This is a genomic window from Sphingobium sp. SA2 (assembly GCF_032227065.1).
Classification (GTDB): domain Bacteria; phylum Pseudomonadota; class Alphaproteobacteria; order Sphingomonadales; family Sphingomonadaceae; genus Sphingobium.
Map to the genome: position 1 here is coordinate 111,596 of NZ_JAPMXX010000001.1, position 22,065 is coordinate 133,660.

Genomic DNA, 22,065 nt, shown 5'->3' on the forward strand with positions numbered 1-22,065 from the left:
TCGGGTCGCAATGAATTATCGCCATTCCTTCCATGCCGGCAATAGCGCCGATGTCGTCAAGCACAGCCTGCTGATCGCCCTCGTGCGGGCCTTGCAGCAAAAACAGAGCGCGCTGACCCTGATCGACACCCATGCCGGCTGCGGGCTTTACGACCTTGATGGGGAGGATGCCCAACGCACCGGCGAGTCCACGCAGGGCGTGCAGCGGGCTTTTGCCGACTCGAGCGCCTTGCTGAACGACTACCGCGCCGTCGTACAAGCGGTAAATGTCGGGACCGAGGCACATTTCTACCCGGGCTCGCCGCGCATTCTGGCGCAGCTTCTTCGGCCGCAGGATTTCCTGATCCTGAACGAAAAACATCCCGAGGATGCCTATACCCTGCGCGGCATGATGCGCGGCACGACCGCTGCCGTACATGAGCGCGACGCTTACGAGCTTTGGCTAGCAATGCTGCCACCCCGCACCGCGCGCGGCGTGGTGCTGGTCGATCCGCCTTATGAGCAGGCAGACGAACGCGAACGCATCACAGCCACACTTGCCGCCGCACACCGCAAATGGGCGCATGGCGTGACGGTGATCTGGTATCCGCTGAAAGACCGCGCCACGCATTGGCGGTGGAGGGAGCAGTTACGCAAACTCGGCATTCCGAAATTGCTGCGGGTGGAGCATTGGTTATACGATGGCGACCAGTCCGGCTTATACAACGGCGCGGGCCTTTATATCGTCAATCCGCCCTACGCCTTCACGCAGGCGCTGCCGCCTCTGCTGGAAGCCCTGCGCGCCGCGCTGGCGCCGAAAGGGCATAGGGGCGAGATCACGACCGATTTGTTGAGCTAGTGGCCAGCCCTCTCGAGCTTTTCCGAGCCAGTCCGACAATGCGCCAGTCTTCTGAACATAGGTTGGGACGAGCCTGTCTTTCAACGTCCTGATCGTCTCATTCGTTAATCGGCCCTTTGTCGGATTTGCTTTGTCCAGAAGTCATGCCGCTATCTGAACGTCTGATCCGCTCGAGAAGCGGTTGCGATATTCGCCAGGTGCCAAGCCCAATATGCGATGGAACACGCGGCGAAAGGCGGTTGCATCCTCATAGCCGACTGCCCAGGCAATCTGGTCTACAGACCGCCTGGTAAATTCCAGCAGTTCGCGTGCCTTACCGACGCGCAGGTTCTGCACATATTCAATCGGCTTCATGCCGGTCGCCGCCTTGAACCGGCGCAAGAAGGTGCGCTCCTCTAGCCCCGCCGTTCCCGCCATATCGCCGACGCTGACCGGCCGCTCCGCACGCCCCTGTAGCCAGTGCTGCACCTTCAATATCGCCTCGTCGCCATGCGTCAGGCGCGGCGCAAAGCTGGAAAAATGGCGCTGTTCCCGGCCAGATGCATCAATCAGCAGGAACTTGCCCGTCTCGATCATCACGGTGGGACCCAGCAACCGATCCACGATCCGCATGCCAAGGTCGGTCCAGGCCATGAGGCCGCCCGCCGTGATGATATCGCCATCCTCGATCACCATCTTGGCCGTGTCGAGCCTGACGTCGGGAAAGCGATCGCGAAACTGGTCGGCAAATAGCCAGTGCGTTGTGGCGGGCCGGCCTGCCAGCAGGCCCGTCGCCGCGAGCAGGAAAGTGCCCCCACAATTTGATGCCAGAACGGTGCCCTGCGCATGGCGGTCCAGCAACCAACGCGCATAGGGCGCGGCCTCCTGCGCGTCGGGCGGGCCCGACAGCCGGCCCGGACTGATCAGGATCGTCGGCATGCCCGGCTGATCTGGATGGGTGTCGAACGTCCGGGTGAAAGTGCGAGCCTCGTCGACTGACCAGTGGCTGACGCGCAACGCCTTACCGCCCCGGTCCAGCGAAAATTGTGATGCGATCATGAATAGATCCGTGACCCCATACACCATGCCGATCTGGCACCCGGGATAAAGAACCAGCCCCACTTCGGCACCCAGGTCAGCCACCGTTCCCGCCCCCACCGCCATGTCTATGCTCCCTTTGTCGGTTTTGACCTGCTTAATGTCGGAACCGCCGCTCCTGCCAGTCGCGCAACGATCCTATTCCTCTGATCACAGGGCGCAACCGCCCCATTCAACAGGGAGTGCCAACATGAGCAGGATTACGACCAAGGATGGAACCAGGATCTTTTACAAGGACTGGGGATCGAAGGAGGCCCAGCCGATCCTCTTCTCGCATGGCTGGCCATTGAGTGCCGATGCCTGGGACGCGCAGATGGTCTTTTTTGCCGATCAGGGTTTCCGCACGGTCGCCCATGATCGCCGCAGCCATGGTCGTTCGGACCATGTGTGGGCCAACAACACCATGGATCAATATGCCGACGATTTGGCCGAGCTGATCGAGACGCTGGACCTGCACGACGTGATCCTGGTCGGCCATTCGACCGGCGGCGGGGAAGTGACCCGCTATATCGGCCGTCATGGGACGGCCCGCGTCGCCAAGGTCGCGCTGATTGGCGCGGTGCCGCCGTTGATGCTCAAGACCGAGGCCAATCCGGGCGGTCTGCCGATCGATGCCTTCGATGGCATCCGCAAGGGCACGTTAGACAACCGCAGTCAGTTCTTCAGGGATCTGACGATCCCCTTCTATGGCTATAATCGCGAAGGTGCGGTGATATCCGACGGCATCCGCGATGAATTCTGGCGGCAGGGCATGATGGGCGGGCTCAAGGGTCAACTCGATAGCATCCGGGCCTTTTCGGAGAGTGATTTCCATGCCGACTTGGCCAAATTCGATGTGCCAACGCTCGTCCTGCATGGCGACGATGACCAGATCGTGCCGATCGGCGCATCGGCTCTGGAAACGGTGAAAATCGTCAAGGATGCGGTGCTTACCATCTATCAGGGTGCCGACCACGGCCTGACGCAGACCCATCAGGATCGGTTCAATGCCGATCTGCTCGCCTTCATCCGCAACTGACGCCTCCGTTTCGCACAAAGGATATTCGCCATGAACAATATGTTCCTCATCACCGGCGCTTCCGATGGCATTGGTGCCATCTATGCCGACCGGCTGGCCCGCCGCGGCCACGACCTGATCCTCGTTGCCCGCCGCGCAGACAAGCTGGCGGCCCTGGCGCAGCAGCTTACTTCGCAGACAGGCGTCGCAGTGGAGGTCATCAGCGCGGATCTGTCCAACGCGGACGATCTTGCCCGTATCGAAAGCCGACTGCGAACAGACGACCGCATTGTTGGCTTGGTCAACAACGCTGGCATCGCGGGGGAAACCACGCTGGTGGAAGCAGATCCATCCTTCCTGACGGGCATGATCAACCTCAATGTGCTGGCTGTCACCCGCCTGACCGCGGCCATCGCGCCGCGCCTTGTCGGGTTGGGCAGCGGGACGATCATCAACATGACCTCCGTCACGGCGCTGATGCCCGAAGGCTTCACCGCGCTCTATCCAGCAACCAAGGCGTTCGTTCTCGCCTTTACCGAGGCACTGCAGAGTGAACTGGGAACAAAAGGCGTTCGAGTCCAGGCCGTGCTGCCGGGGATAACCCGCACCGCCATCTGGACCCAGGAGCAGCTTGCCAACATCCCGGCCGACATGGTGATGGAAGCCGACGAGATGGTCGACGCCGCCATGAGGGGCCTCGACCTGGGCGAAACTATCACCATTCCAGCCCTACCCGACAGCGCCGATCTTGATGCCTATCTGGCCGGACGCGCGGCGCTGCGGCCCAATCTCTCCCGCAACCATGCCGCCGCCCGCTACCGGGCTTGATGCGGGCCGTCCACAGAAGGGAATCTAGTCATGACCAGATCAAAGACCATTGTCCTCGTGCACGGTGCCTGGCTCAATGCCAGGAGCTGGGACGGCGTCAAGGCCCGCTACGAGGCTCGCGGCTACACCGTGATCGTCCCCGACTGGCCGCTCGACGATCGCGATCCGGCTGACCTGCGCGCGGTCCCTCATCCTGGCCTCCACAAAATCGGCCAGCGGGAAATCGTCGCGCATTACGAGGCGATCATCCGCGCCCTTCCGGAACAACCAATCCTGATCGGTCATTCGGTCGGCGGGGTGTTCGTCCAGCATCTGATGGACCGGGGACTGGGCGTTGCGGGCATCGTGATCCATCCTGCGCCCACGCCTGGGGTGCCGCTCTATCCCCATGCGATCGTCTCGGCGCTGCCTGTGTTTCTCGATCCGTTCAGCCGGAACAGGGTCAAGCATATGTCGCGCCGCTTCTTCGCACGTCGTTTCGCCCAGACGGTGCCAGCCGACCGGGCCGACGCGCTCTATGATCGCTATATCGTCCCAACCCCCGGACGGGTCTATTGGGACGGCGTCATCGACCCGATGAAGATCGACTGGCGCAATCCGGCGCGCGCGCCGATGCTGCTCATCGGCGGGGGCAAGGACCTGATCGCCGACGCAGCGATGACGCGCGCCATCTTCGCCAAACAGAAGCAAGCGGCGACGCTGACCGAATATCTCGAATTCCCAATTCGTTCGCATTGGACTTTGCTCGACGAAGGTTGGGAGGAGGTCGCCGACACCGCACTGGATTGGGCAGAGCGTCATCAACGCGGTGTGACTGGCTGATCGTTACTGCCTGGACGGCAGAACTGCAGCTTGAACAATCTACTGGATCCAGGCAGCTGCTATTGAAACCGAACCAAATCTGCCACTTAGTGTTCAATTTTTGATCCCGAAGTGCCGATTGTCCGCCTATCGCCCCCCTGCTAAAATTGCGAGCGTTCACGCTCGGTGCTTCGAACTATTTCCGAAACTTGGAGCGTTGATCGGTCTGGGTCGCAGCCATTCCCTCTCGCTCTGCCAGGCTGAGCCAAGAAACGCAGTTTGCAACATCTTTTCGAGCGGAGCCTGTAGCTTTCGAAGCAGGGCGTCTTTAGATGGGCGCCTGGGTCGTGTCCCGGCGCGTGGTGTAGGTTTTGAGGGTAGCGAAGCTGACCGGACGCGCGCTCATCGATAAAGCGCTGTAGCGGCCGGTCAGTTTCGCGGGTGGTCACCGGCGAACTTCGGATAAGTTTGGGTTGCGAGACTCAACTTACGGAGACCACCGATGACCAATGACAAGATGGACCTGCACGCCCTGGTTGGGAAGACAGCCGACGGCGATTTTCTACGCGATATGATCGGCTTTGCCGCGCAGCGGCTGATGGAGCTGGAAGTGGGCGACCTTACGGGCGCGGCCTATGGCGATAAGGATCCCGAGCGCCTCGCGCAGCGCAACGGCTATCGGGATCGGGACTGGGAGACGCGGGCAGGCACGGTCGAGCTGCGGATCCCCAAGCTGCGCAAGGGAACATATTTTCCAGGGTTTCTGGAGCCCCGCCGTATGGCAGAGAAGGCACTGACGGCCGTCATCCAGGAAGCTTATATCCAGGGGATCTCGACCCGCTCTGTGGACGATCTGGTCAAAGCCATGGGCATGAGTGGGATCTCAAAGAGCCAGGTCAGCCGACTGTGCGTGGAGATCGACGAGCGGGTGAAGGCCTTTCTCGATCGTCCGATCGAAGGCGACTGGCCCTATCTCTGGATGGACGCGACCTACATCAAAGTGCGGCGAGCCGGTCGCATCGTCTCTGTCGCGGTCATCATTGCCGTTGGCGTTAACAGCGATGGCCGGCGCGAAGTGCTCGGCATGGCGATCGGTCATTCCGAAGCGGAGGTCTTCTGGACCGAGTTTCTACGCAGCCTTGCTCGTCGCGGTCTGCGCGGCGTGAAGCTGGTGATCTCCGATTCCCATGAAGGCATAAAAGCTTCCGTCGCCAAAGTGTTCAGCGCCACCTGGCAGCGATGCCGGGTTCATTTTATGCGCAATGCGCTGGCCCATGCCGGCAAGAGCGGACGCCGGGTCGTGTCGGCATTCATCGCCACCGCTTTCGCCCAGGAAACTCCAGAGGCCGCAAAGGCCCAATGGCGTAGCGTCGCCGATCAATTGCGCCCTACCGTGCCAAAACTCGCTGCCCTGATGGACAGCGCCGAGGAGGATGTGCTGGCCTACATGACCTTCCCAGCCCAACACCGCACGAAGTTGCACAGCAACAATCCGATCGAGCGGCTCAATGGCGAGATCAAGCGGCGTACTGATGTTGCCGACATCTTCCCCAACGAAGAGGCGATTACCCGTCTCGTCGGCGCTATCCTTCTGGAACAGAACGACGTGTATGGACCACCCCCACCTTGCAAGGCTTTTCAACAGATTTCGACGATTTCGGATCTTGCGGTCGTGTATCCGGCCTTGTTGTGCGGCATAACACGCCGCAGGCCCCTATGGTTTCCGCGGATCGACGGCCGGACAAATGGACGAACTCAAATTGGTTCGCATCATTTCAGTGACCTTTGTCGATCCCCGGTGATACCGGTTCGCCATACTCTGTCGTTGCCCTCGCAAGTCGGCACCATCACATCGGCGCCGAACTGGTTAGGCCGCCATCGGCAAAGGCGATGGACGGCGGTATACCTCATTCCTGGTCAACATGGCCCAGATCGAGCGAGCCGTCTTGTGAGCGACGGCTGTTGAGGCTACATTCACGGGCCTCCTGTCGACCAAAGCTTTAAGCCAGGGCCGAGGTGTCACGTCCTTGCGGAACGTTGTTCCTACAACGGCCCGAGCTCCATGGATCAAGAGCGTTCGGAGATATCGATCGCCGCCTTTGCTGATCCGACCAATCTTCTCTTTTCCCCCGCTCGCTCGAATCCGTGGCGTCAGGCCAAGCCAAGCTGCAAAATGACGGGAAGACTTGAACTGACTGCCATCGCCGACGGCTGCCACAATCGCTGTCGCCGTAATTGGGCCCACGCCCGGAGCAGTAGCCAGACGCTGGCTGTCCGGGTTTGATTTGTGCCAGGCGACGATCCGCTTCTCCATCTCGCCAAGCTTATCGGTTAATGTGTCGATGTGCCGGAAAAGACATCGCAACGCTTCTCGCGCTTCGTCCGGGACGACGGTCTTGTCCGAGGTTGCAAGACGCTCGCTCAATATCGCGAGCTGTCGCACGCCCTTGCCCGCGATAAGCCCGTATTCGCCCAGCAGTCCGCGCAGTGCATTGATCGTCGCCGTTCGCTGTCGGACCAACAGGCTGCGGACACGATGCAAAGCCAGAACCGCCTGTTGCTGCTTCGTCTTGATAGGAACAAACCGCATGTTCGGCTTGGCGACGGCCTCGCATATGGCCTCCGCGTCGGCGGCGTCCGTCTTGTTCCGCTTCACGTACGGCTTAACGTACTGAGGTGGAATGAGCTTGACCGTGTGGCCGATCTCCACAAGCAAGCGCGCCCAGTGATGCGCGCTAGAACACGCTTCCATTCCGACTAGGCACGGCGGCTGCTTTTTGAAGAAGGCCGCCATATCGGCCCGAGAGAGCTTTCGGCGAAGCACGGTTAAGCCGGCCTCATCTACACCGTGAACTTGGAAAACCGTTTTGGCCAGATCAAGGCCAATCGTAACAACTGACATCGCGCTTCCTCCACTTTAATGGCACCATATAATATGATCGTTTGCATGGGGGTGGTCCATGCCATCAAATGGGCCGTCCAACGCTGCCGCTACATGACACTTGAGAGCGTCTCAGGTTTAAGCGATAATCCCATCATCACGTTGCCTGCCATGGCAGCATGATCAATCCGGCTTAGCCGGAGGTCGCTGTGGCTATCCCAGCGAACCTACACCACGCTGTGGGACACGATCCCATTGGAACCTTCAAGGTTCTGAGAAGGCGGCCGAACCGGCGTTGACCCGCAAGCCAGGAGACCTGCCCGTCGCAGTCGTTCTTCGTCCGGACAGGGTGTGCCGGTCGAACGAGGATATCCTCGCGCAACGACAGTTCGACCGTGCGTGTTCGCGCGGTGTGGTGTCGTGCGTTCTGCGCTCGTCCCCGCGCCGCGTCGTGCGCGCCCGGTCTTGTCAAAGACGGGGGATTAACGATGCGTAACATTTTACAAACCACTGTGGCCGCATTGGCCTGCCTTCCCATGGCCGTCCAGGCCGAACCCCTGGCGGCGATCGATGCGGGCGGCGTTATTGTCGTGTCGGCCCTGCGCACGCCAACGCCTGTCGACACTGTCGCATCCAGCCTCACCGTGCTCGACAAGAAGGCCATCGACGCATCGCAAGCACCGGTCGTGTCGGACCTGCTGGTCCGCACACCGGGCATCAGCTTCACGCGCAATGGCGGCTATGGCACGGCGACATCCATCCGTATCCGCGGTGCCGAGGGCGACCAGACCGTGCTGGTCATTGACGGGGTGAAGCTGGCAGACCCATCTTCAACCGATGGCGGCTATAATTTCGCGACACTGATGACCGGCGACATCGACCAGATCGAAATATTGCGCGGGCCGCAATCGATCCTGTGGGGCAGCCAGGCGATCGGCGGCGTCGTCAACATCGTGACGGCAACGCCCGATCGCGCGCTCGAGGCGTCCGCCGATATCGAAGCGGGCTCGCGCGATACCGTCAATGCGCGGGCAGCCGTGGGCGGGCGCAGCGGCCCCGTTCACTGGCGCGTTGCAGGGGGGCGCTTCACAACCGAGGGCATCTCCGCGATCAGCCCGCGCTTTGGCGGCAAGGAGCGGGACGGATATACCAACAGCACGCTCAACGGGCGGGTCGGCATTGCCCTGTCGCCCGGTATCTCCGTCGATCTGCGCGGCTATTACGCCAAGGGGCGCGCCGACATCGACAGCGCAGGATCGGTCCCGGACAGTCCGGAATATTCGCTGGTCGAGGAGTGGACCAGCTATGCCGGGCTCAATGCCGATCTGTTCGACGGCGCGCTGCGCAACCGCCTGGGCTTTAGCCGCAGCGAAACGGTGCGCGACAATAGCAATCCGTTGCGGACGGTGCGTCCGCAAAGCTTCGCCGCCAAGGGGCAAACCGATCGGTACGAATATCAGGGCACGCTTGGCCTCGCCCAGGGCTGGACCATCGTCTTTGGTGTGGAACGCGAAGAACAGAAAATGCGCTCCGCCTCGCCTCCCAATAGCCTGGCCAGCTTTACCACCATCCGGGCGTCGGCCGAGATCGACAGCCAATATGCACAGGTCAGGATCGAACCGGTCGTTGGCCTCACGCTTAATGGCGGGCTTCGCCATGATCGTCATTCGGCCTTTGGTGGCAATATGGTATTTGGTGGCGGCGCGGTCTGGTCGCTGTTTGACGATCGCACGATCCTGCGCGCCAGCTATGGCGAGGGCTTCAAAGCCCCTACCCTCTACCAGTTGCACAGCGAATATGGGAACAGCGCGCTCGACCCGGAAAAGTCGCGCGGTTGGGACGCAGGGGTTGAGCAGCATCTTTTCGACCATAAGCTGATCCTGTCGGCCACCTGGTTCGAACGGAACACGGACAATCTGATCACCTATAATGGCTGTCCGACAAGCAACCGCCCGCCGCTTTGTCTTGCGCCAGGAACGACTACGCCGCGGGCGGGCTATTATGCCAATATCCAGCGCAGCGAAGCGCATGGTCTGGAAATGGCAGGCCTTGCCCAGATCGGCCGCCTGACCATCGACGGCAATTATAGCTGGATCGTGGCGGAAGACCGGTCGCCGGGCCTCAATTTCGGCAATCAGCTTGCGCGCAGGCCGCGCCACGCCGCCAATGCGACAGCGCGCTATGCCTGGCCGTTCGGCCTCAACACGGCGGTCGCCATGCGATGGTCAGGCGAGACGATCGACACGGCGCGGACCAGTGCCACGGTGACGCCCTTCGTCAACCGCGCTTATACGATCATCGACTTGCGCGCGGAGATGCCGGTGACGCAGACCCTCACCCTGTTCGCGCGGGCCGAAAATCTGTTCGACGACTATTATGAAACCGCGCGTCGCTATGGCCAGCTTGGCCGCAGCATCTACGCCGGGTTCCGGGCGCGGCTGTGATGACCCGGCCCTATCCCCACCCTCGTAAAGCCAAGGAGTGCCTGTCCATGCAGCCTATGTCCCCTGCCGCCGCCCGCAATTTGTGGATCGGATCGATGACCTTCGCCAGCATAGCGACGACGCTGGTGCTGGCCTGCGCCACGCCCTTTCCCGCTCTGGCTGCGCTCGCGGCTCTCTATGTGCCGCGCAAGGCGGGGATCATCCTCATGCTGGCCGCCTGGTCGGCGTCGCAAGCCGTCGGTTATTGCCTGTTGGACTATTCGCTGACGGCGCAGAATGCCGGTTGGGCCGTCACTCTGGCGCTGGCGGCTATCGCTGCCTTGCTGGTAGCTGATCGCATAGTCAGCGCTTTGCCGAACCAGTCCTCCTTTGCGCGGCTCGTCATGGCCTATATCGCCGCCTTTGTCGGGTTCAAGCTGGTCGTTCTGATCGGTGCCGTGGCGATGAACGCAGGCTATGGGGCGTTCACACCGGACATCCTGCTGCGGCAATTTGTCCGTTACGCTCTTATCCTGGGTGGCCTGCGCCTGTTCCAGCTTCTGCTGGAAAGCGGCGGCCTGCTGAGGCGCGATCTGCGGGCGGCGGCCTGACCATGTTGCAAGCGGTCAAGGATGGGCCTGCCATCGTCGCCTGCAACAGCTGTCGCTTCTCCCCCGAGGAGCGGCAGGACGCAAATGGCCTGTTCGGCGGAGGGAAGCTGGTGGAGGCACTGCACCAGGTCAAAGCGAGTTCGAACCGCTATGATGGCGTGGACGTCCAGGAGATGCCCTGCCTTTTTGCCTGCAAGGCGCATTGCACCATCCATCTGCGTGCGCCCGGCAAGATCAGCTATGTGCTTAGGCACTTCCTGCCCGATGAGGCGGCGGCACGCGCCATCCTTGATTATGCGGTTCACTATGCACAGAGCGAACATGGGCAGGTGCCCTATGCGCAATGGCCCGACGGGGTGAAGGGCCATTTCATCACACGCGCGCCGCCCGTTGGCTTTGGCGACATAAGCGTCCAGCTAAACGGGATAGCTTAGACTCGCACCGAAGTTCTGCGGGGTGATTTCGGCTGGGCAGAAGGCAAAGCCCTATCCAGTTTAGGTCGTTGGTCGTTGATTTGGAGGTCCGCGTTCAGGGGAAAAACGGCCTACTCAATTCCGCGATCGAACCAGTCCAGCCTTTCAAAGGGAAATTCCTGATTCGCGCAACCGGGCGTTGCGCTCCGTTCTCGAGACAATGATTTTGTGCTCTCGGTTCGCACCGATCTTGATCAGGACCACGCTCCTTGCCTCCCTTGTTCCCGCATGGCCTCAATGAACACGCGAACCGCAGGCATAGCCGCCCGACCGGGATCGTAGAGCAGGCTTACCGGCATGGGGGACGGGGCATGATCCGCCAGCACCTCCACTAACTGCCCGTTCGCAATGCGCGGGGCCGATTGGTAGCTCAGCAGATTGGCGAGTCCCACCCCCGCCTCAGCAGCGGCGATGGTCGCATCGATGCTGTTGACGATCAGGCGGGGGACTATATCCACGATATTGTCGCCCCCCCCGTACACCCCGGAGATCAAGCCCGGTAAGAAGGGCAAGCTGCCGACCTGTAAAGAATGGCGGACCTACCAGATGCCAGATCACCACCTCCTTCTTAGGTCAGCCTTCAAGGTAGACTTTGCGTCCCATTATTTGGAGGATCTGGAAAAGCCGTAATCCCGATCGGGTCAGCGCCTGCCAGATCGCTTCCCCTGAACGAGCAGTATCTGCACCTTAGCGCCGACACCCCCCTTGCAACGCTGTGTAGATTTGGCATTCTCACTTCCGGCGGCCAGATCCATGAGGACCATGGATCATGCCGAGACTAACCGCACGCGAACGTCTGGCCGAGCTTGAGACGAGACAGCGCAAATCGTCCAACGAGATCGACGCTGCGCGCATCTCCGTGCAATCGCGCTATGCTGCTGTTGTCCAGGATCTGTCGGTAGAAACACTGACTGAACGGGAGTTGCGCGAGCTGCGGCAGCTCTCGATCCAACGTGGTGGCGCAGCAGCCATTGCCGCCCTCAAGCCCCCGCTACCACCCAAAATGCCTGGCAAGAAGTCGAAGCCGCCAAGATAGGCGGTCGATCAGTGATGAGAATGCTGACCTGGCATTATCGCGAAGATCACTGCCTAAACCCATCGCCCAAATCGCAGCACCGTGCCTTGTGTATCGGGGCGGGCGGGCCCGTTGAGGCGCGCTTGCCGCCGATAGGATGTTGCGTCCAAGCCACGCCTTCGATGACAAATTTGTGAAAAGAACATTTCGGTTTAAAACCGACTTGGCGCTGACGTCGCCGCTGTTACTCTTCTCCCGTTCCGCTGAGCAAAGTGACCCCGGCTCTCCTCCACGGCCGGGATGGGCAGCAGCCCGGCAGTGAGCGGACCGATGCGCCAGGATCGCGTCGTCAATTTGGACAGTGTCGCCGACAGGCCAACCCATATGAGGAGAAAGTCATGTATATGTCACCGCGTCTCGCAACCTTTGTAGATGACTGCAGAGAAGTTACGGACGAATTTGCGCTCAAAGCGCTGCTCGGCGAGGCAACGCCCTCGTTGGGTTTCGAGCAATTCGCCCTCGTTGATCATGTGGATCTGATCGGTCCGCCCCACGACACCATGGTGATCACGAGCTACCCTGAGGGCTGGATAGAGCGATCTCTGTTACGCAACTATTATGTCGACGACCCCGTGCATGCGGCCAGCACGAAAACGGTAACGGCGTTCCTGTGGAGCGTCATTCCCGCCATGATCAGGATGACGAAACGACAACGCCACATCCTGGAAGAGGCCAAGCCATTCGGTTTGCGCGAGGGCTTGACCATCCCGGTGCAGGCGGCTGGCGAATATAGGGGAAGCTGTTCGTTCGCATGACGCGAGACTGTCAGGCCCACCGCCGACCTGTTAGGGGCCGCTCAAGTCATCGGCATGTTCGCGTTTGAAGCGGCGCGCCGTCTGCAGCGAGCGCGATGGGCACCCGGCACGAAAACGCCCGACATTCCCGCGCTCAGTCAGAGGGAGCTTGACTGCATTGCCCTGGTCGGATGCGGTAAGGGCAATGCCGAAATTGGGGGTATCCTCAATATTTCACCGAACACGGTCCGCCAATATATTGAGGATGCCATGCGCAAATATGATGTCTACAAGCGAACCGAGCTGGTCGTGCGCGCCTTGTTCGACGGACAGATTTGCTACCGCGCCCTCAATATCAGAAGGTAGATCTTCCAAAGCCGCACGCTTTGCGTGCGGCACTATCTTCGGTCCCCCGCTCTCCGCCATCCCTCTTTTTGGAGGAATTGTTCCCCCGTCCCTGTTGCGCGACGCTGACTTGCCAACAGGACAAGGGAGCCGACATGATGCAAATCATTCGAGGCGGGAGCCTCCAGGAACAAACCGTTCTTCGATCCATGTATGAGGCGCGCAAGCGCGTCTTCATCGATCTGCTCCGCTGGGACATCCCCGTCCTGGCCGGACGTTATGAAATCGATCAGTTCGACGGTCCATCGACCATCTATCTGATCGCCGCCGAGCGCGACGGCACCCATCTGGGATCGATGCGGCTTCTGCCCACCAGCGGCCCCAACCTGCTTGGCGATATTTTCCCTGAACTGTGCGACCTGGCGCCACCCGCGAGCACCACGATCTGGGAGATATCGCGCTTCTGCCTGTCTCGCGACTTGCGCGCGGCCGAGCGCCGTCAGGTCCGCGATCATCTTGTGACGATGGCGGCCAGCTTCGCGCTTGAGGAAGGCATCGAGAGCTATTGCTGCGTGGCCGACATGCCCTGGTTCAGCCAGATCCTGTCTTTCGGGTGGGAATGTCGCCCGCTTGGCCTTCCAAGGACGCTGGCCTGCGGCATGCTGGGTGCGATGCAGATCATCATCTCGGAAGACACGCCCGCGTTGATGCAAGCCGCCGGCGTCTGGCGCCCTGCCCCCGCTCAATTCGCCGCGGTCGCCGCCGCATAGGAGAAACGACCATGGCACATTTACCCGATACTCCATGTGCAGAGTTTCACGCCGATCTACTGCTCGACCAGGGCTATTGCATCATTCCGCAGGCCATATCCCCATGTGAGGTTACAGCCCTGGCGTGCGACCTCGCCGACGACTTTAGCGCCACCCCGCTTTCGGCGGGGCCATTTTACGGCGACGATACGAAACGCTTTGGCAGTCTGCTCAGGCGGTCAGACCGGACAAGGGATTTCGTCCAGCATCCCATGATCCTCGATATCGTGCAGAAAGTGCTGGGTCCCTGGTGCGATCATTTCTCGCTCAACCTTACGCAAGCGATTGAGCTGATGCCCGGTTCGCGGAAGCAGGTGCCGCATCGCGACCAGGATATGTGGCCATGCAGCCGCCTGGTCGATCCGGCCCTCGGGGTCGAGTTTCTGGTCAATGTGATGTGGCCGTTCACGCCCTACACCCAGGAGAATGGCACAACCCATGTCTGGCCTGGCAGCCATCGGCGCTGCAGCGAGGTGCTGATCGATCCACACGAATCCATCGTCGCCGAGATGGAACCAGGCGCGGCGCTCCTGTTCCTGGGCTCCACGCTGCATGCCGGCGGGGCCAATCGTTCGCTCGCGCCCCGCCGCGGCATGATCATCAGCTACACACTGGGATGGCTTAAGCCTTATGAACTGCAGTGGCTGGCCTACCCGCCCGAAGTCGCCCGCACCTTCGATGCCGATCTGACAGATTTGCTGGGCTACCGCATTCACCGGCCTAATCTTGGCAACCATGAGGGGCGCTGTCCTTCCCTGCTGTTGCGCGATCCGGGGCGGCAGGTCGGCGCGATCGACATGCTCGCCTCCGAGCAGCACGCGCTGATCGACGCTTTCCGGGCTGGCGAATTGCCGAAGCCGGTCACCGGCTGAGCAAAAGCAGGGATAGATATTCGCGTGCATCGACAGGGGATAAAATGCGGCACAACGACGACGATCTGGAAGAGGCCGCAGCGAGGCGGCGGCATAAACGGCTGGAGACGTGCCGGGCACTGATCGAGGAACGTCGTCTGATCGAAAAGAGCCTGGGCAGTCACCTGTGCACCAATCCCAACTGGGACATGCTGCTCCATCTGTACCAGGCCGAGCTGGAAGGTTTTGCGGTCTATCAGTCCGCCCTCTGCACGGTCGCCAACATCCCCCATTCAAGCGCGCATCGGTGGACCGCCAACCTTGCCGTGCGGAAGATATTGACGCGCCGTCCCGACCCGCGCGACAAGCGGCGGATCACGGTTCGGCTGGCGCCGCCAATCAAAAATGCCCTCAACCATATTATGGATGGGGCTTGTGCGGCCGCCGCCGCATTCGTCCATCGTTGCGCCATCGATTCAGATGGCATATGATGCGCGATGCTCAATGCGTGAGGATGATGCAATGCGGACGACCCTTGTGATCGATGATGATGTCATGGCGGCGGCGCGTGCGATCGCCGATCATCAGCATAGTTCGATCGGGCGCGTCCTGTCGGATCTCGCCCGTAAGGCGCTCCGTGCGCCCGAAGCAACGCGCACGCGCAACGGGATCAGTCTCTTGCCAGCCAAGCCTGGGGTCGTGGTGACGCAGGATATCGTCAACGCCCTTCGTGATGAGGCGCCATGACCTACCTTCTGGACGTCAACATTCTTGTCGCATTGATCGACCCCAATCATGTCGGTCACGAGGCAGCGCACCGCTGGTTCGAGGCGGAAGGCAGCAAGGCCTGGGCGACTTGCCCTATGACCGAAAACGGCGTGATCCGGATCGTCGGCAACGTCCGCTATCCCGCAACGCCGGGTTCTCCGGCCGAGGTCGCGACGATCATGGCCCAGATGTGCAGACTTCCCGGTCACAGTTTTTGGCCGGACGATATCAGCCTGCTGACCGCAGACCATGTCGATGCAAGCCAGATCCTGACGTCAGCGCAGGTGACCGACACCTATCTCCTTGCCCTTGCGGTCGCAAATGGGGGCAAGCTCGCGACTTTTGATCGCCGCCTGACGCCCAAGGGGGTGGCCGGGGGCAAGGACGCGATCCACCTCATTGGACATCAGTGATGCGTACCAACCTTGACCACCTCCCAGCAGCCAAGCAGCGAGAGCTCGAAGAGGTCGTGCGCATCTTGTTCGCCGAGTTTCGGGAGGCAACCGAGAATGCGACTGGCCGCAAGAAGTCGGCCCGCATCCTCAAGATCATCCTTTTCGGCTCCTATGCGCGGGGCGATTGGGTCGATGCGCCCTTCGATGCCAATCAGTATAAATCCGACATGGATATCCTGGTCATCGTCAACCAGAAGGAACTGGCCGACGTCGCTGCCTATTGGTCGGTCGCAGAGCAGCGCCTCATCGACGCCTATCTGATCGAGAAGCGCATCCATACGCCGGTGCATTTCATCGTTCACTCGCTTCAGCAGGTGAACCAGGGCCTCAGCCATGGCCGGGTCTTCTTCATGGAAATAGCCGAACAGGGCATCGCCCTCTACGAAGCCGATGATCGCGAACTGGCCAAACCCAAGCCCAAGACGCCGTCGGAAGCAGCGAATGCGGCGCAGGACTATTTCGACGATTATTTTTCTGAAGCCATGCAAGTGTTCGAAGTCGCAAAGTTTGGCATTGAAAAGTCATTCGTCAGGAAGGCGGCATTTGATCTCCACCAGACTACTGAGCGTCTCTATCAAGCCATTTTGCTAACTCTCACCTTCTACACGCCATATGACCACAACATCGCATTTCGCCGCGCACAAGCTGAGAGCAGGCACCCTGCGCTGTTTGACATATGGCCACGGAACTCCCGAAAGGAGCGGGCGATGTTCCAAAAGCTCAAGGACGCCTATGTGAAGGCGAGATATTCCAAGCATTATCAGATCGATTTAGAAGAGCTGCGTTGGCTAGCTGAACGCATCGAAAATCTCGGCCAGACGACCCATTCGATATGCGTTTCTCACATAACCAAGCTAAAGGAAAAAGCGCGCCATTGACGTTGTCGCACGGATTTGCTGCGTAAAATATCCGACGCCGGAATGACCGAGTTTGGGACACCGCGTAATTGATGTAGCCACCCTTCTGTATGGTACGAAGTCGCATGAACGCTTCAATGCAGGAGGGTGACCATGTCGATCTACGCAGGACTGGATGTGAGTGACAAGTCCACGCATGTGTGCGTGGTTGATGGCGAAGGCGCTGTGTTGCGGCGCGAGGTTCTGGCGAGCGATCCCGACGTCATCGCTAAATGGCTTGGCCGCTATTGCCCGGATCTGGTGCGCGTGGTGCTTGAGACGGGGCCGCTGTCGGCGTTTCTCTATCATGGCATGGTAGCCCGCGATGTGCCGGTAGAGTGTATCTGTGCTCGCCATGCCAAGGGCGTGCTGTCGGCGCGGGTCAACAAGAGCGATGTTCATGATGCTGAGGGGATTGCGCAGATGGCCCGAACGGGCTGGTTCAAGCGCATCCATATGAAAGCTTCCGCCACGCATTTTGATCGTGCCGCGATACGAATTCGTGCACAGCTTATCACGGCGCGGACTGCCATGATCAACCAGTTGCGCGGCTTGTTGAAGCTGTTCGGCCTTCGCTTAGGTTCAGCCCGAGCTCCCGGCAAACGAACCGACCGCCTGATAGTGCTTTATGCCCAACGCCCCGATCTGGAGGCATTGTTCGCGCCGCTTATGGCATCCATCGAGGTGATCGAAGCGCAACTGCGCGCCTCGAACCGAATATTGGAGAAGAGGGCTGCCTCGGATCCCGTTTGCGCGCGTCTGATGACGGTCCCTGGCGTTGGGCCGATCACCGCCCTCACCTACACCATGAGCATAGAAGATCCTCGTCGCTTTGCCAGAGGTGAGGACGTTGGGGCGTATGCTGGGCTTGTCCCTCGACGAAGCCAGTCTGGCGAACGTGATACGCAAGGTCATATCTCAAAGGCCGGCGATCCGATGCTGCGACGGTCGCTGTACGAGGCGGCCAACATCATATTGTCGCGGGTAAGGCAGCCATTCGCACTGCAACGCTGGGGTAGGAAATTGGCCGAAGTCAAAGGTCCTAAGCGTGCCAGGGTCGCAGTCGCCCGGAAGCTGGCCATATTACTCCATTCCCTTTGGTTGAACGAGACCGAGTTCCGCTGGGTCTGACCCGGCGCCCCGCTCCCGATCAGCCATGCCCGGACGATCTCGTCACAAAAGTGGAGGGTTAAACCTCGTTTGGGACCCGGAGACGTCCACCCACCACCGCTCGGCCGCGATCATGAGGCACGGACAAAAGGCTCTCCCAGCTGTCCGATGACCCCGAAGACAACCATTGGCTGTGGATCGGCGTGCAAAAAGGACCCCGTTAGCGGGGTGATCGGCGTCTAAAAGGGACCCCTCATTTCGATGGTTTAAGCAGCCGGCTGGATTTTCAGGCGGCGAGATCGGGATGTTGGTTTTGGAGACAGTTTTACGGATCCGGCGCGAGTATGCCGGAGGCAAGGCGATCAAGGCGATCGCACGGGATCTGCATGTGTCGCGGAAGGTCATCCGCAAAGCGGTCCGAGCGCCGGAGGGCGCCTTTGATTATCAGCGCAAGGTTCAGCCGCTGCCCAGGATCGGTCCGTTTCAGGAGCGCCTGAACACGCTGCTGGAAGAGAACGAGCTGCGCGGCAGGCGTGACCGGCTGCGGATGACGCGGATCCATGACCTGCTGGTGCGCGAAGGCTTTGAGGGTTCTTACGATGCGGTGCGGCGCTATACGACGCGCTGGAAGATCGAGCGGCGCAAAGATGCCGGCGATGGTGTCACGGCCTTCATCCCGCTGATGTTCAGGCCAGGCGAGGCCTACCAGTTCGACTGGAGCCATGAAGATGTTGAGATCGCCGGGGCACCGATGCGGGTGAAGGTCGCGCATATGCGACTGTGTGCCTCACGCGCGGTCTATGTCCGGGCTTATCCTCGTGAGAGCCAGGAGATGCTGTTCGACGCGCATGCGCGCGGCTTTGCTTTCTTCGGCGGCGTGCCAGGGCGCGGCATCTACGATAATATGAAGACGGCTGTGACGAGCGTGTTCACCGGCAAGGAACGCGTCTTCAACCGGCGGTTCCTGATCATGACCGACCATTATATGGTCGAGCCCACGGCCTGCTCGCCTGCGGCGGGATGGGAGAAGGGTCAGGTCGAGAACCAGGTGCAGACGATCCGGGGTCGCTTCTTCCAGCCCCGGTTGCGGTTCGCCAGTCTCGAAGAGCTCAATGGCTGGCTGGAGGCCGAGTGTCGGCGCTGGGCGGAACGGCAGCCCCATCCCGAACAGGGAGAGCTGACCGTGGCGCAGATGCTGGAGATCGAACGATCTGCGCTGCAGCCGATGCTGGGACCGTTCGACGGCTTCAATGAGAGCGAGCATGCTGTGACCGGCACCTGCCTGATCAGCTTCGACCGCAATCGCTACTCGGTGCTATCGACGGTGGCACGACGCACGGTGCAGGTCCGCGCCTATGCCGATCGCATCGTCGTTCGCTGCGGCGAAGAGGTTGTCGCTGAACATCCTCGCTACTTTGGGCGCAACCGCACGATCTATGACCCCTGGCATTATCTGCCAGTGCTGGCCCGCAAGCCTGGCGCGCTGCGGAACGGTGCCCCCTTCCAGGACTGGGATCTGCCACCGGCGCTTGCCCGCCTGCGCCGCAAGCTGGGTAATGGCGACGATGCCGATCGCCGGTTCGTCCGTGTACTGTCGGCCGTACTGACCGATGGCCTGGAGCCTGTCGAAGCCGCTGTGCATGAGGCACTGGCGACGGGCACGGCAAGCGACGACCTGATCCTCAACATCCTGGCACGACGCCGGGAACCGCCGCGTCCGCTGACGATCATCACCTCCGAGGATAGCGCTCTGCGCCATCCCCCGATCGCCGACTGTGCCCGTTACGACCAGCTGAGGACCTTCGATGCAGCGGCATGATATGATCGAGGCCATGCGCGGGCTTGGACTCAAGGGCATGGCGGGCGCGTTCGACGATGCCGTCATCACCGGCCTTCAGCGCCAGCGCACCACCATGGAGATACTGACCGATCTCCTGCGAGCGGAGGCGACGCATCGTCATGCCGCGTCGATCCGATACCGGATGGCCGCTGCCAGGCTGCCAGTCGTAAAGGACATCGATGCCTTCCGGTTCGAGGGTACCCCGATCAACGAGGGGCTTGTGCGTTCATTGCACAGCGGCGCGTTCCTGCCCGCACGGCGCAATATCGTCCTGGTCGGCGGCACAGGCACAGGAAAGACCCATCTGGCCATCGCCATCACCGCCAATGTAGTGCGCTCCGGCGCCCGAGGCCGCTACTTCAACACGGTCGATCTGGTGACCCGCCTCGAAGAGGAGGCCAGGATCGGCAAGAGTGGCGCTCTCGCCGCCCAGCTATCCCGCCTCGATCTGATCGTGCTCGATGAACTGGGCTATCTGCCGTTCGCCCGATCAGGCGGCCAGCTGCTGTTCCACCTGATCAGCAAACTCTATGAGCAGACCAGCGTCATCATCACCACCAACCTCGCCTTTGGCGAGTGGCCCACCGTGTTCGGCGATCCCAAGATGACCACCGCGCTCCTCGACCGCGTCACCCATCATTGCGACATCGTCGAGACCGGCAATGACAGCTGGCGCTTCAAAAACCGCAGCTGATCCCCCCCAGCACCGATCAATTAGAAGATGTTTTGCGCTGCGCGCGCCTCCGGTCGGGCTACGCCCTCCCTACGCCGCGCGCAGCGCAAGGAAGCCCGTCACATCAACGCTCCGCCATCCTGACAGGGGGTCCCTTTTGCGCGCCGATAAGGGGTCCCGTTTGCACGCCGATTGACAGGCACATGACCGGGAAGCTGGAAGGACCCGATAATATCAGCATCGTTCCGCTGCCGCCAAAATGTCCTGAACTCAACCCGGTCGAAAATATCTGGCAATTCATGCGCGATAACTGGCTATCCAACCGCATCTTCACGTCCCACGACAACATCGTCGACCTTTGCTGCGAAGCCTGGAACAGGCTGATCGATCAGCCCTGCTGGGGTGGACGGCCTCCGTATGGCATCAGAATGTGCCAGAGTGAGTCGTTAGATTTCGATCGAAGGAGACCGCCCATGGAACAGATTATCCGCATTGGCATGGATACGTCAAAACATCTCTTTCAGCTGCACGGTGTGAATGCAGCGGAACAGCCGATTTTGCGCAAGAAGCTGCGACGCAAGGAAATGATCGACTTCTTCCAGAAGCTGCCGTCAACGGTGGTCGCCATCGAGGCGTGCGGCGCCTCACATCATTGGGCCCGCCTGCTGGGCTCGTTCGGTCATGAGGTGAAGCTGATCGCACCACAATTGGCAAAGCCGTACGTGAAGCGCGGCAAGAATGATGCCGCCGATGCCGAGGCGCTGTGCGAGGCCATGAGCCGCCCGACAATGCGCTTCGTGCCGGTAAAGACCGCAGAACAGCAGGCAGCGCTAATGCTGGTCGGAATGCGCGACAGGCTGGTGAGAAGCAGAACCCAACTCGCCAATGCGATCCGCGGCTACGCTGCCGAGTTCGGACTAACCACAGCCAAGGGCATATACAAGATCGAGCCGCTGCTCGAACGCACTGCAACCGATGAGACCGTTCCGACATTGGCACGCGAACTCTTCGCGTTGCACGCCAGCGAATACCAACAGTTGGAACGGCAGCTTGAAGACGTCGAGGCAAAGCTACTAGCATGGCACCGCAAAAATGAGTGCAGCCGACGCCTGGCCCAAATTCCAGGCGTCGGGCCGATTGGCGCATCGCTTCTCATGATGAAAACGCCCGCCCCGGAACTCTTCGCGTCGGGGCGTCAATTTGCAGCTTGGCTAGGCCTGACCCCGAAGGATCACTCAACCGCCGGCAAAGCAAGGCAGGGCGTTATCACGCGCGCTGGCGACGAAGCATTGCGAAGTATACTGGTGGTCGGGGCCACATCATTGCTTCGACGTGTCAGGGATGGAAGCGGAAAAAATGCCACGCCCTGGCTGCTCTCCATGCTCAAACGCAAACCGCCCAAGCTGGTGGCCGTGGCATTGGCGAACAAAATTGCGCGGATCGCTTGGAAAATGATGGCCACCGGCGAAACTTATCGAAAAAGCGTCGTGCTATCAGAGTTGAAATGCACGGCATAAGAGATCAGGCAGCGATGGTGAGCGGACAGTCAGAGCTACCATCCTGAACTGATGCGTGAACTT

Annotated in this window: 23 protein-coding genes and 2 pseudogenes; 22 read left to right on the top strand and 3 right to left on the bottom strand. The window is 60.6% G+C overall.

Annotated elements, in window-relative coordinates:
- Window positions 1-10 precede the first annotated feature (10 nt).
- The gene (locus tag OVY48_RS00535) at window positions 11-838 is read left to right on the top strand and encodes a 23S rRNA (adenine(2030)-N(6))-methyltransferase RlmJ (protein WP_037480389.1); all 828 of its coding nucleotides are present in this window, start codon (window positions 11-13) and stop codon (window positions 836-838) included.
- A 141-nt stretch (window positions 839-979) separates the two neighbouring features.
- On the opposite strand, the gene OVY48_RS00540 is transcribed toward OVY48_RS00535, so the two are convergent.
- A complete protein-coding gene (locus OVY48_RS00540) occupies window positions 980-1,981 on the bottom strand; it encodes a GlxA family transcriptional regulator (protein ID WP_052027842.1) in 1,002 nt (333 codons plus the stop codon).
- A 124-nt stretch (window positions 1,982-2,105) separates the two neighbouring features.
- Between OVY48_RS00540 and OVY48_RS00545 the strand changes: the two genes are divergently transcribed.
- The 4 genes and pseudogenes from OVY48_RS00545 to OVY48_RS00560 all read left to right on the top strand — a co-directional run.
- Window positions 2,106-2,933, top strand: coding sequence for an alpha/beta fold hydrolase (locus OVY48_RS00545; protein ID WP_037480387.1), 828 nt, complete (start codon window positions 2,106-2,108; stop codon window positions 2,931-2,933).
- A 30-nt stretch (window positions 2,934-2,963) separates the two neighbouring features.
- Window positions 2,964-3,740: an SDR family NAD(P)-dependent oxidoreductase gene (locus tag OVY48_RS00550; RefSeq protein WP_037480385.1), complete on the top strand. Its 777-nt coding sequence runs from the start codon at window positions 2,964-2,966 to the stop codon at window positions 3,738-3,740.
- A gap of 30 nt (window positions 3,741-3,770) precedes the next feature.
- Window positions 3,771-4,562 carry an alpha/beta hydrolase gene (locus OVY48_RS00555; protein ID WP_037480383.1) on the top strand — a complete coding sequence of 264 codons (792 nt, stop codon included), beginning with the start codon at window positions 3,771-3,773 and terminating at the stop codon, window positions 4,560-4,562.
- Window positions 4,563-5,043: 481 nt separating this feature from the next.
- Window positions 5,044-6,147: pseudogene (locus OVY48_RS00560) on the top strand (IS256 family transposase); the annotation flags it as partial.
- 261 nt (window positions 6,148-6,408) lie between these two features.
- Here the strand turns inward: OVY48_RS00560 and OVY48_RS00565 are convergent.
- Complete coding sequence (locus OVY48_RS00565) at window positions 6,409-7,443, bottom strand: IS110 family transposase (RefSeq protein WP_107126479.1); 1,035 nt, start codon at window positions 7,441-7,443, stop codon at window positions 6,409-6,411.
- A gap of 467 nt (window positions 7,444-7,910) precedes the next feature.
- On the opposite strand from OVY48_RS00565, the gene OVY48_RS00570 reads away from it, so the two are divergent.
- The 3 genes from OVY48_RS00570 to OVY48_RS00580 are packed head-to-tail and all read left to right on the top strand — an operon-like array spanning window position 7,911 to window position 10,890.
- Window positions 7,911-9,866, top strand: a complete 1,956-nt coding sequence (locus OVY48_RS00570) for a TonB-dependent receptor plug domain-containing protein (RefSeq protein WP_052027841.1) — start codon at window positions 7,911-7,913, stop codon at window positions 9,864-9,866.
- 47 nt (window positions 9,867-9,913) lie between these two features.
- Complete coding sequence (locus tag OVY48_RS00575) at window positions 9,914-10,456, top strand: hypothetical protein (RefSeq protein WP_037480377.1); 543 nt, start codon at window positions 9,914-9,916, stop codon at window positions 10,454-10,456.
- A 2-nt stretch (window positions 10,457-10,458) separates the two neighbouring features.
- On the top strand, window positions 10,459-10,890 hold the full coding sequence (locus OVY48_RS00580; protein WP_052027840.1) for a DUF1636 domain-containing protein: 432 nt from the start codon (window positions 10,459-10,461) through the stop codon (window positions 10,888-10,890).
- A gap of 233 nt (window positions 10,891-11,123) precedes the next feature.
- Here the strand turns inward: OVY48_RS00580 and OVY48_RS00585 are convergent, their stop codons facing one another.
- The gene (locus OVY48_RS00585; protein WP_235209967.1) at window positions 11,124-11,387 is read right to left on the bottom strand and encodes a LysR substrate-binding domain-containing protein; all 264 of its coding nucleotides are present in this window, start codon (window positions 11,385-11,387) and stop codon (window positions 11,124-11,126) included.
- 311 nt (window positions 11,388-11,698) lie between these two features.
- On the opposite strand from OVY48_RS00585, the gene OVY48_RS00590 reads away from it, so the two are divergent.
- From OVY48_RS00590 to OVY48_RS00655, 14 genes and pseudogenes are all read left to right on the top strand, one after another.
- Window positions 11,699-11,965 (top strand): hypothetical protein, encoded by a 267-nt coding sequence (locus tag OVY48_RS00590; RefSeq protein WP_076605622.1) that lies wholly within the window; start codon window positions 11,699-11,701, stop codon window positions 11,963-11,965.
- Window positions 11,966-12,342: 377 nt separating this feature from the next.
- The gene (locus OVY48_RS00595) at window positions 12,343-12,759 is read left to right on the top strand and encodes an autoinducer binding domain-containing protein (RefSeq protein ID WP_052027839.1); all 417 of its coding nucleotides are present in this window, start codon (window positions 12,343-12,345) and stop codon (window positions 12,757-12,759) included.
- Between the two features lie 54 nt (window positions 12,760-12,813).
- On the top strand, window positions 12,814-13,104 hold the full coding sequence (locus OVY48_RS00600; RefSeq protein ID WP_052027838.1) for a helix-turn-helix domain-containing protein: 291 nt from the start codon (window positions 12,814-12,816) through the stop codon (window positions 13,102-13,104).
- 134 nt (window positions 13,105-13,238) lie between these two features.
- Entirely contained in the window at window positions 13,239-13,853 is a 615-nt protein-coding gene (locus OVY48_RS00605; RefSeq protein ID WP_096063691.1) for an acyl-homoserine-lactone synthase, read from the top strand.
- 11 nt (window positions 13,854-13,864) lie between these two features.
- Window positions 13,865-14,764, top strand: coding sequence for a phytanoyl-CoA dioxygenase family protein (locus OVY48_RS00610; RefSeq protein ID WP_043155060.1), 900 nt, complete (start codon window positions 13,865-13,867; stop codon window positions 14,762-14,764).
- Window positions 14,765-14,808: 44 nt separating this feature from the next.
- Window positions 14,809-15,234, top strand: coding sequence for a MarR family transcriptional regulator (locus tag OVY48_RS00615; RefSeq protein WP_051520215.1), 426 nt, complete (start codon window positions 14,809-14,811; stop codon window positions 15,232-15,234).
- A 31-nt stretch (window positions 15,235-15,265) separates the two neighbouring features.
- Window positions 15,266-15,490 carry a CopG family transcriptional regulator gene (locus tag OVY48_RS00620; RefSeq protein ID WP_193378838.1) on the top strand — a complete coding sequence of 75 codons (225 nt, stop codon included), beginning with the start codon at window positions 15,266-15,268 and terminating at the stop codon, window positions 15,488-15,490.
- A complete protein-coding gene (locus OVY48_RS00625) occupies window positions 15,487-15,924 on the top strand; it encodes a TA system VapC family ribonuclease toxin (RefSeq protein ID WP_037475387.1) in 438 nt (145 codons plus the stop codon). The genes OVY48_RS00620 and OVY48_RS00625 overlap by 4 nt, the downstream gene beginning before the upstream one ends.
- Window positions 15,924-16,844: a nucleotidyltransferase domain-containing protein gene (locus OVY48_RS00630; RefSeq protein ID WP_313921614.1), complete on the top strand. Its 921-nt coding sequence runs from the start codon at window positions 15,924-15,926 to the stop codon at window positions 16,842-16,844. Before OVY48_RS00625 ends, OVY48_RS00630 begins: the two co-directional genes overlap by 1 nt.
- 132 nt (window positions 16,845-16,976) lie before the next feature.
- On the top strand, window positions 16,977-17,993 hold the full coding sequence (locus OVY48_RS00635; protein ID WP_037475392.1) for an IS110 family transposase: 1,017 nt from the start codon (window positions 16,977-16,979) through the stop codon (window positions 17,991-17,993).
- Window positions 17,994-18,276: 283 nt separating this feature from the next.
- On the top strand, window positions 18,277-19,791 hold the full coding sequence (istA, locus tag OVY48_RS00640; protein ID WP_313921615.1) for an IS21 family transposase: 1,515 nt from the start codon (window positions 18,277-18,279) through the stop codon (window positions 19,789-19,791).
- Window positions 19,778-20,506, top strand: a complete 729-nt coding sequence (gene istB / locus OVY48_RS00645) for an IS21-like element helper ATPase IstB (RefSeq protein WP_313921616.1) — start codon at window positions 19,778-19,780, stop codon at window positions 20,504-20,506. The genes istA and istB overlap by 14 nt, the downstream gene beginning before the upstream one ends.
- Before the next feature lie 182 nt (window positions 20,507-20,688).
- Window positions 20,689-20,820, top strand: a pseudogene (locus OVY48_RS00650) (transposase); the annotation flags it as partial.
- Window positions 20,821-20,958: 138 nt separating this feature from the next.
- A complete protein-coding gene (locus tag OVY48_RS00655) occupies window positions 20,959-22,002 on the top strand; it encodes an IS110 family transposase (RefSeq protein WP_037478651.1) in 1,044 nt (347 codons plus the stop codon).
- The last annotated feature ends 63 nt before the right edge of the window (window positions 22,003-22,065 follow it).

Bases quoted from the DNA above. Each gene is read 5' to 3' on its own strand.
- OVY48_RS00605 (WP_096063691.1), top strand. From the start codon at position 13,239: ATGATGCAAATCATTCGAGGCGGGAGCCTCCAGGAACAAACCGTTCTT.
- istB (WP_313921616.1), top strand. From the start codon at position 19,778: ATGCAGCGGCATGATATGATCGAGGCCATGCGCGGGCTTGGACTCAAG.
- OVY48_RS00565 (WP_107126479.1), bottom strand. From the start codon at position 7,443: ATGTCAGTTGTTACGATTGGCCTTGATCTGGCCAAAACGGTTTTCCAA.
- OVY48_RS00550 (WP_037480385.1), top strand. From the start codon at position 2,964: ATGAACAATATGTTCCTCATCACCGGCGCTTCCGATGGCATTGGTGCC.
- OVY48_RS00535 (WP_037480389.1), top strand. From the start codon at position 11: ATGAATTATCGCCATTCCTTCCATGCCGGCAATAGCGCCGATGTCGTC.
- OVY48_RS00620 (WP_193378838.1), top strand. From the start codon at position 15,266: ATGCGGACGACCCTTGTGATCGATGATGATGTCATGGCGGCGGCGCGT.
- OVY48_RS00600 (WP_052027838.1), top strand. From the start codon at position 12,814: ATGTTCGCGTTTGAAGCGGCGCGCCGTCTGCAGCGAGCGCGATGGGCA.
- OVY48_RS00590 (WP_076605622.1), top strand. From the start codon at position 11,699: ATGCCGAGACTAACCGCACGCGAACGTCTGGCCGAGCTTGAGACGAGA.
- OVY48_RS00555 (WP_037480383.1), top strand. From the start codon at position 3,771: ATGACCAGATCAAAGACCATTGTCCTCGTGCACGGTGCCTGGCTCAAT.
- OVY48_RS00615 (WP_051520215.1), top strand. From the start codon at position 14,809: ATGCGGCACAACGACGACGATCTGGAAGAGGCCGCAGCGAGGCGGCGG.
- OVY48_RS00580 (WP_052027840.1), top strand. From the start codon at position 10,459: ATGTTGCAAGCGGTCAAGGATGGGCCTGCCATCGTCGCCTGCAACAGC.
- OVY48_RS00625 (WP_037475387.1), top strand. From the start codon at position 15,487: ATGACCTACCTTCTGGACGTCAACATTCTTGTCGCATTGATCGACCCC.
- istA (WP_313921615.1), top strand. From the start codon at position 18,277: ATGTTGGTTTTGGAGACAGTTTTACGGATCCGGCGCGAGTATGCCGGA.
- OVY48_RS00635 (WP_037475392.1), top strand. From the start codon at position 16,977: ATGTCGATCTACGCAGGACTGGATGTGAGTGACAAGTCCACGCATGTG.
- OVY48_RS00610 (WP_043155060.1), top strand. From the start codon at position 13,865: ATGGCACATTTACCCGATACTCCATGTGCAGAGTTTCACGCCGATCTA.
- OVY48_RS00655 (WP_037478651.1), top strand. From the start codon at position 20,959: ATGGAACAGATTATCCGCATTGGCATGGATACGTCAAAACATCTCTTT.
- OVY48_RS00575 (WP_037480377.1), top strand. From the start codon at position 9,914: ATGCAGCCTATGTCCCCTGCCGCCGCCCGCAATTTGTGGATCGGATCG.
- OVY48_RS00570 (WP_052027841.1), top strand. From the start codon at position 7,911: ATGCGTAACATTTTACAAACCACTGTGGCCGCATTGGCCTGCCTTCCC.
- OVY48_RS00595 (WP_052027839.1), top strand. From the start codon at position 12,343: ATGTATATGTCACCGCGTCTCGCAACCTTTGTAGATGACTGCAGAGAA.
- OVY48_RS00540 (WP_052027842.1), bottom strand. From the start codon at position 1,981: ATGGCGGTGGGGGCGGGAACGGTGGCTGACCTGGGTGCCGAAGTGGGG.
- OVY48_RS00630 (WP_313921614.1), top strand. From the start codon at position 15,924: ATGCGTACCAACCTTGACCACCTCCCAGCAGCCAAGCAGCGAGAGCTC.
- OVY48_RS00545 (WP_037480387.1), top strand. From the start codon at position 2,106: ATGAGCAGGATTACGACCAAGGATGGAACCAGGATCTTTTACAAGGAC.